The organism is Microcystis sp. T1-4, assembly GCF_000297435.1.
Taxonomy (GTDB): domain Bacteria; phylum Cyanobacteriota; class Cyanobacteriia; order Cyanobacteriales; family Microcystaceae; genus Microcystis.
Window position 1 is genome coordinate 1 of sequence record NZ_CAIP01000126.1, and the last position, 3,128, is coordinate 3,128.

A 3,128-nucleotide genomic window follows, 5' to 3' on the forward strand; every position below is an offset into this window, starting at 1 on the left:
GGGGAACAATGAAAAACGCTGCAAAATGCTTATTCTCAAACAATCATCATTATGACCGCTCTCACTGGAAAATATACTCTTAGTCAATATTTTGAGCAGGAAATACAATCCCAAACTCGTCATGAATATCTGGATGGAAAAATTATTGCTATGACAGGAGGGACACCGACTCATAATCGCATTATTAGTAATTTATTGGTGGCTTTATATACTGGACTAAAGAATCAACCCTATGCCGTTTTTGTCACCGATCAGCGTTTATGGATACCTGAGCGTCAAATAGCTACCTATCCTGATATTATGGTAGTGTCTGAACCTCTCACTTATCAAGAAGGACGCAAAGATACTTTAATTAATCCTGTTTTAATCGCTGAGGTTTTGTCTGCTGCAACGGCAAATTACGACAGAGAAGAAAAGTTTGCCGCTTATCGAACCATTGCAACTTTTCAGGAATATTTATTGATTTCTCAGGAAAAATGTTATATTGAACATTTTCAAAAGGAAGGCGATTGCTGGTTGTTTACAGCTTATGAATCTGATAGGATAATTCATTTAAACTCTTTGCGGGTTGAGGTGGAGATAGCAGATATTTATAACAAGGTAATCTTTAGTTAAAGCTTTAAATTTGAAGCTTTTGTTATCATTAAACTAGACTAATCTTGGTCAGGAGTTAATTTTATGATATCCCCTCAAATTATTGAACTGGAACAAAAGTTACGAAATTTTTCGTTTGAAGATAAACAATGGTTATTAGAACAGTTACACAAGCATTTAGAAGGTTTCAAAGAAAATGTAAATAGAAAACAGGTCAAAGATTTGATTATGGAAACATTAAATGAGGTTCAAAATATGCCCGATAATTGTTATCATGAAGTTTGGCAAAAATTTGATGACGCTTGTGTGAGAATTTCAGGAAACTTAGAAGAATCTGATTTACTATGATGTTTGCTCAAGATTCACCTCTTGTTATTCTTGATACTTCGGTTTTTCTTTCAGCTTTGTTAAGTAAAAATCCTAACAGTGCGCCTTGTCAAATTATTCGTTATTGGCGAGAGGGTAGATTTAAGTTAGTTATTTCTCCTCAATTATTGGAGGAATTGGTTGAAAAACTATTACTGAAAAATATTGACAGAAATTATATTAAGGAGATTTTAACGGCTATTTTTTATACTGCTATCAAAATTCAAGGCATTTATCAAGCAACGCTACTCGATCAGGTTGATCCAAATGATAATATGTTTTTGGCAGCCGCTTACGAAATAGGTGCTGATTATCTAGTTTCTTTAGATAAAAAACACATTTTACCGCTAAAGCATTATCATCATACACAAATTTTGTCCCCAAATTTATTCTTACAAGTCTTACAAAATAGTTAAAGGTAAAAAGGCGATCGCGTCTATTTGTAAAGAGATAATCCTAATCGTTAGGATTTCTTTGAAGATAGGATTTAAAGACAGGATTAATAGGAAAATAGGACGAGGTTTCTGATGATAATTTATCGAGTAAACAGCGTCTCATTAATGACTGAATAGTTGCCCAAAATTCAGAAGTAGATAAGTCAAGACTAGCAGTTTTGGGAAACTTTTCTACCGCTTCAGTTTGATTAGCTAACCAGTGTATCACCTTTTTTTCTGTTGCGGATAAACGCTGTAAATGACATTCGATCGAGTCTTCTATATCCCCCAAATAAATTTCATTTTTCATTTGTTCTAAAAATAAGGATACTTCTCCATCAAATAGCTCAATAATAGTTGAGGAGATGATATTTAACCAGTTAGGATGACCTTGATAAAGTTCGCTCAGTTTCGTCCATTTCTCCTCACTTTTTAAACCGTATTCTTTGAATATTTCTTCAAATTCTGTTGTTAAACCTTGCAGGTATAAAGTTTTAATTTTATCGGATTTTAAGGTGACAAAATCTCTGGGAAGTTCCCAACTAATTAAAATCAAACAACTTTGATGAGATGTGGTAGCAATTTGATGAAAAAATTTATGATAATCCTGACAGTCGGGTAAATATTTACCTGCTAATTCCCCCAGTTTAAAAATATTCTGCACATCATCAAGAATAATTAAACAACGATAGGAGCTTAGATAATCTATTATATCAGGTAAGGGGGTTGATAGAGATTGGGCGAAAAACTGTTTTAGATCATCTTTGAGAGCGATTAATTGAGGAATATTTTCCAGACTGCGATAAATAATATAATCAAATTGTGGGGCAATTTCTGAAACTAATTTAAGGGTTAAAGCTGTTTTTCCGATTCCAGTTAACCCATAAATGGTAATTAATCGAGTTTTATTATCTAGCCATTCTTTTAAGGTTGATATTTCTAACTTACGTCCATAGTTATACCTTAATTCAGGAGCTTTTGTTAAGTCAATTATGGGGTATAGATGATCATTATCTGGAAAATTTGAAGACTTTTTTAAGTTGTTTTCTGAATAGGAGTTATTTTCTCTACAGATATTAACGCGACTGTTACTAATGTTATTACTGTTAGGAGAGTTAACAAAGTGATAAATAATAGATGAAGCTTTATTTTCTAAAATAGAACGAACATTAGACTTTTTTATATCTTCTTCAAAAACATCTGATAACAGTTGCCATAACTTCCATGCTTCTTTTTTTATATGGTCATAACTGCGCTGATTATCTTTGGCAATTTCTTCATAATCTTGATGTTCCCAAATACCCTGTAAGATGGATTCTTGCAATGAATCAAGATGTTTACCGGTTTTGTCTAATACCTGTTTATCAGTCCATTCTAAAAGGTTTTGAATATCCATATAAGTAAGCGATAGAACATTTGTATTGCTGGTTGGGATCAGGGAACATATTTTAGTTTTCTCGTTTTTTTATCAGACTAATAATCATTTTACTTCCCTCTTGCAAGAGATCAATGTATTGCCTACGAACATTTTACCCCATAAAGTCGGGAAGGGCAAACTGTCATACCAAATTCGCCTTAGAAAGTAAAGCTTGTAGTCATATTACTCGTAGGGTGCGCCTTTCAATAGCGTAACGCACCAATTTAATAATAGAGGTGGTGCGTTACGGCGAATTATTAATTTTGGTTTTTTGACTAAATTGATAGCCGCCTAACGCACCCTACACTCTACGGACT

General features: G+C 33.3%; 4 protein-coding genes. 3 read left to right on the forward strand and 1 reads right to left on the reverse strand.

The annotated features are described in order from the left end of the window. Positions 1-51 precede the first annotated feature (51 nt). From MICAI_RS07345 to MICAI_RS07355, 3 genes are all read left to right on the forward strand, one after another. Positions 52-615, forward strand: a complete 564-nt coding sequence (locus MICAI_RS07345) for a Uma2 family endonuclease (protein WP_008199790.1) — start codon at positions 52-54, stop codon at positions 613-615. A gap of 63 nt (positions 616-678) precedes the next feature. Then, complete coding sequence (locus MICAI_RS07350; RefSeq protein WP_008199794.1) at positions 679-942, forward strand: hypothetical protein; 264 nt, start codon at positions 679-681, stop codon at positions 940-942. After that, positions 939-1,376 (forward strand): putative toxin-antitoxin system toxin component, PIN family, encoded by a 438-nt coding sequence (locus tag MICAI_RS07355; RefSeq protein ID WP_008199795.1) that lies wholly within the window; start codon positions 939-941, stop codon positions 1,374-1,376. The genes MICAI_RS07350 and MICAI_RS07355 overlap by 4 nt, the downstream gene beginning before the upstream one ends. Before the next feature lie 40 nt (positions 1,377-1,416). Here the strand turns inward: MICAI_RS07355 and MICAI_RS07360 are convergent, their stop codons facing one another. Further along, positions 1,417-2,790, reverse strand: coding sequence for an AAA family ATPase (locus MICAI_RS07360; RefSeq protein WP_008199797.1), 1,374 nt, complete (start codon positions 2,788-2,790; stop codon positions 1,417-1,419). Between the last annotated feature and the right edge of the window lie 338 nt (positions 2,791-3,128).

Bases quoted from the DNA above. Each gene is read 5' to 3' on its own strand.
- MICAI_RS07355 (WP_008199795.1), top strand. From the start codon at position 939: ATGATGTTTGCTCAAGATTCACCTCTTGTTATTCTTGATACTTCGGTT.
- MICAI_RS07345 (WP_008199790.1), top strand. From the start codon at position 52: ATGACCGCTCTCACTGGAAAATATACTCTTAGTCAATATTTTGAGCAG.
- MICAI_RS07350 (WP_008199794.1), top strand. From the start codon at position 679: ATGATATCCCCTCAAATTATTGAACTGGAACAAAAGTTACGAAATTTT.
- MICAI_RS07360 (WP_008199797.1), bottom strand. From the start codon at position 2,790: ATGGATATTCAAAACCTTTTAGAATGGACTGATAAACAGGTATTAGAC.